The 3,439-nt window shown below is 64.1% G+C and carries 4 protein-coding genes; 2 read left to right on the plus strand and 2 right to left on the minus strand.

Annotated features, from left to right (window positions below; all coding sequences use genetic code 11):
- Window positions 1-189 precede the first annotated feature (189 nt).
- Entirely contained in the window at window positions 190-1,149 is a 960-nt protein-coding gene (locus tag AOQ71_RS28465; RefSeq protein WP_057753605.1) for a DnaJ C-terminal domain-containing protein, read from the minus strand.
- 166 nt (window positions 1,150-1,315) lie between these two features.
- Window positions 1,316-1,744 carry an RT0821/Lpp0805 family surface protein gene (locus AOQ71_RS28470; protein ID WP_057753608.1) on the minus strand — a complete coding sequence of 143 codons (429 nt, stop codon included), beginning with the start codon at window positions 1,742-1,744 and terminating at the stop codon, window positions 1,316-1,318.
- A gap of 92 nt (window positions 1,745-1,836) precedes the next feature.
- On the opposite strand from AOQ71_RS28470, the gene pdxH reads away from it, so the two are divergent.
- Window positions 1,837-2,478, plus strand: a complete 642-nt coding sequence (gene pdxH, locus AOQ71_RS28475; protein ID WP_057753611.1) for a pyridoxamine 5'-phosphate oxidase — start codon at window positions 1,837-1,839, stop codon at window positions 2,476-2,478.
- 38 nt (window positions 2,479-2,516) lie between these two features.
- A complete protein-coding gene (locus tag AOQ71_RS28480) occupies window positions 2,517-3,269 on the plus strand; it encodes an SDR family NAD(P)-dependent oxidoreductase (RefSeq protein WP_057753873.1) in 753 nt (250 codons plus the stop codon).
- Window positions 3,270-3,439: the final 170 nt, after the last annotated feature.

A 3,439-nucleotide genomic window follows, 5' to 3' on the forward strand; every position in this document is an offset into this window, starting at 1 on the left:
GCCTCGATTGGGGTTTTTGGTACCGCGCTGGTCCCCCTCTCGAGGCCGCACCTTTTTATCGGCTGCCCGGCCGGACAGTCGACACGTCGAGCATACGAAGCGCTACTAGGCCTCGGACATATGATGGGCATCATCCGGTCGACGACGCCTTAGGTCTTTTAGGAGAAACCCCTTCGCTTGGATCTTGCCCTAGCCAAGCCCGCTACGTGGATTGTAGGGGTGTTGGTCCCGCCACTTTTCCATCAATGCTTCAAGCTCGGCGTCGTTCCCGTCCGGTAGCATAATCCTGATGGTGACGAAGAGATCCCCGGTTCCACCAGATCTCGGCAGGCCCTTGCCTTTGAGGCGGAAGGTCCGGCCGCTGGAGGTGTTTTTGGGGACCGACAGTTCCACGGCATTGCCGAGCGTGGGCACGCGGACCTTGCCGCCGAGCACGGCCTCATAAAGCGTCACCGGCAGTTCGATCCTCAGGTCCGCACCATCGACCTTGAAGAAGGGATGGGCTGCGATGCTGATGGTGATCAGGAGGTCGCCGGGCGGATGGCCTTGCGCGGTCTCGCCCTGTCCGCGCAGACGGATCTGCTGGCCCTCGATGACGCCGGCCGGAATCTTGACGTTGAGCTCCTTGCCGTTCGGCAGCCGGACGCGCTTCTCCCCGCCCTTGACCGCTTCTTCCAACGAGACGGACATGGCGACATTGACGTCGAGATCGAGGCCGATCCCGCCGGTGTCGAATTCGAACTGGGCTCCGCCGCCCGCCCCGGGGCGAGCGCCGCGCATGCCGCCGCCGAACATGCTGTTGAGAATGTCCTCGAACGCGCCGGCGCCCTGACCGGGGCCTGCGCCGCCACGGAACGAGTACTCGAACCCGCCGGGACCGGCGCGGCCGCGCGGCCCACCGCCGCCCGGAAAGCCCTGGAAGCGCGGCTTGCCCTCGGCGTCGATCTCACCGCGATCGAACTGCTTGCGCTTGTCCTCGTCGCCGATGATCTCGTTGGCCGAATTGAGCTCGGCAAAACGCTCCGCAGCCTTCGGGTCGTTCTTGTTGCTGTCGGGATGGTGCTTCTTGGCAAGCTTGCGATAGGCGCTCTTGATCGCGGCAGCGGTGGCGCTCCGCGGCACCCCCAAGACCTCATAGGGGTCGCGCATCCGTCACGTCTCCTTCACGGAATCCAATTGTTCAAAGGGCTCCCCGCCCCACTTGGCATCCATGTGGGGAGGGCGTGGCATTTTTGCAACTAGTCAGGCCAGCCGACTCTCTACGTTTGGAGCATGATCTTATCAGAGAACCGGTTCCCGCTTCTCCGGATCATGCTCAGCTCCGCCACGGCTTTAGCGTATGAATCTCCCAACGGCCACGGCTGCTTTGGCAACCGGCGCCCTGGAGCCAGCTTTCAGTGGTGCCGTTGACATAACTCGCCAGGAAATCGCGGCACTTGCGGCCGTCCTCGGCGGCGTAGGATTGCGCGATCGGCGTTACCGAGCCGCGCGCGCCGGTTTCCGGATTCTCCCAGTGCTGGCTGGCGTCCTTGTCACCCATGCTGAGCACGTCGGAGGCGGCGTTGCGGGCAAAGGCCAGGTCGGTCTCGGTCGGTGCGGCGTCCTTGGCCTGCCGCGCGATCGAACCCGTGCGGTCGCCGTCGTCAGCCTTGGCGTAGGCGTTGGTGTTGGTGCGGGACATGCTGCAGCCGGCGGCGCCGAGGCCGATCAGAATCGTTGTAAGGACGAAGCTGGATGACCGCATCGCCGATAGGCCAACGCGTCCCCATGCCCTATATAGGGCAGGTGCAGATGACAGCGCGCTTTGGGCCGCGGGACGCAATTCGGACTCCAGACATGACCGACACGACCTCGATGAAACACCAGACACCCTTAACATCCGGTGATTTCACCGCCGCCGACGAGCCGTTTGCGCTGTTCGAGGCCTGGTTGAACGAGGCGATCAAGAGCGAGCCGAACGATCCGAACGCGATGGCGCTTGCAACCGTCGATCCCGATGGCCTGCCTGACGTGCGCATGGTGCTGATGAAGGGCTTCGATACCGGGGGTTTCGTCTTCTACAGCCACATCGCCAGCCAGAAAGGCCGCGAACTTGCCGCAAATCCTAAGGCGGCTTTACTTTTTCACTGGAAGTCGCTGCGCCGTCAGGTCCGCATCCGCGGCAACGTGACGCCGGTGACGGACGCCGAGGCCGACGCCTATTTCGCAACACGACCGAAGCAGGCGCAGATCGGCGCCTGGGCCAGCAAGCAGTCGCAAGAGCTCGAGAGCCGCTTCGCCTTCGAGCAGGCCATCGCCAAGGTCGCGGCCAAATACGTCATCGGCGAGGTGCCGCGGCCGCCCGGCTGGAGCGGCTGGCGCATTACGCCTGTTCGCATCGAGTTCTGGCACGACCGTCCGTTCCGCCTGCACGACCGCATCGAATTTCGTCGTGACGCGGCCGGCCAGCCGTGGTCCAAGACTCGGATGTATCCTTGAGCTTTGCCTCAATCATTGGCCCGACCTGAAAGATGTCCATGCCGCATTCGTCCAATGCGCCGCGCCGCACGCTGCTCCTGACCGGAGCGAGCCGCGGCATCGGCCACGCCACCGTGATCCGCTTCTCATCGGCGGGCTGGCGCGTCATCACCTGTTCGCGGCATGCCTTCCCCGAGGATTGCCCGTGGGATGCGGGCCCTGAGGATCACATCCAGGTCGACCTCGGCGACGTCAAGGACACCGCACGCGCGATCTCAGAGATCCAGAGCCGCCTCGAAGGCGGCATGCTGCATGCCCTCGTCAATAACGCCGCGATCTCGCCGAAGGGGCCCGGCGGCTCCCGCCTCGGCTCGGTCGACACCGATCTCGACACCTGGACGCACGTCTTCAACGTCAATTTCTTCGCGCCGATCATGATCGCGCGTGGCCTGATGGAGGAATTGAAGGCGGCCAAGGGCTCGGTTGTGAACGTCACCTCGATCGCCGGCTCGCGCGTGCATCCCTTCGCGGGCGCGGCGTACGCGACCTCCAAGGCGGCGCTTGCCGCACTGACGCGCGAGATGGCCTCCGACTTTGGCCGCGTCGGCGTGCGCGTCAACGCGATCGCGCCGGGCGAGATCGACACCTCGATCCTGTCGCCGGGCACCGAGAAGATCGTCGACCAGCAGATCCCGATGCACCGTCTCGGCACGCCCGACGAAGTCGCCAAGATCATCTACGTGCTGTGCACGGACACCAGTTCTTACGTCAACGGCGCCGAGATCCACATCAACGGCGGACAGCACGTCTAGGCAATCCTCTATCCTCTGTCATTGCGAGCGCAGCGAAGCAATCCAGACTGCCTCCGCGGAGACAGTCTGGATTGCTTCGTCGCTTCGCTCCTCGCAATGACGAAATTTTGCGCTTAGGAAAGCTAGGCGATCCAGACAACGCCGCCGCAAGACTGGATCGCCCGCCCTTC

Origin of the sequence: Bradyrhizobium manausense (assembly GCF_001440035.1) — a bacterium.
GTDB classification, from domain to species: Bacteria; Pseudomonadota; Alphaproteobacteria; order Rhizobiales; family Xanthobacteraceae; genus Bradyrhizobium; species Bradyrhizobium manausense.

Coding starts and splice junctions, on each gene's coding strand:
- pdxH (WP_057753611.1), top strand. CDS start 1,837: ATGACCGACACGACCTCGATGAAACACCAGACACCCTTAACATCCGGT.
- AOQ71_RS28480 (WP_057753873.1), top strand. CDS start 2,517: ATGCCGCATTCGTCCAATGCGCCGCGCCGCACGCTGCTCCTGACCGGA.
- AOQ71_RS28470 (WP_057753608.1), bottom strand. CDS start 1,744: ATGCGGTCATCCAGCTTCGTCCTTACAACGATTCTGATCGGCCTCGGC.
- AOQ71_RS28465 (WP_057753605.1), bottom strand. CDS start 1,149: ATGCGCGACCCCTATGAGGTCTTGGGGGTGCCGCGGAGCGCCACCGCT.